1 pseudogene is annotated in these 386 nt (G+C 55.4%); it reads left to right on the forward strand.

Features of this window, described 5'->3' with window-relative positions:
• Positions 1 to 181: 181 nt before the first annotated feature.
• Positions 182 to 386: pseudogene (locus AC0QHF_RS00770) on the forward strand (hypothetical protein); the annotation flags it as partial.

A 386-nucleotide genomic window follows, 5' to 3' on the forward strand; every position in this document is an offset into this window, starting at 1 on the left:
TCTACACAAGCATTACAGACACCACGATCCATCAGATCCATCAAAATGGGTGAATAAAGTAAATTGGGGGTAGGGGTAAAACCCCACACCACAGAAATGGATGAGCCGGACAACCCGACATGGGACGCTTGACCCGTATCAATGTACAATGATAGGTGTATCAATGTACAAAGATAGAGCTATGAGCAGTATGGCCAACTACAACCCCGACACCAGCGGACTAAAACAGCCGAAATGGAACCACACCCCGACCGTCCCGATCCGCGTCCCCGCAGAGTTTGCCGATGAGCTACTGGCGATCGCCCGTCGGATGGATCGGGGGGAAGCGATCGAGGCGGCACCCAACAGCAACGGCAACGGGCGGCCGCAAGGTGAGCCGACGCCCG

This window comes from Lyngbya sp. CCY1209 (assembly GCF_055795065.1).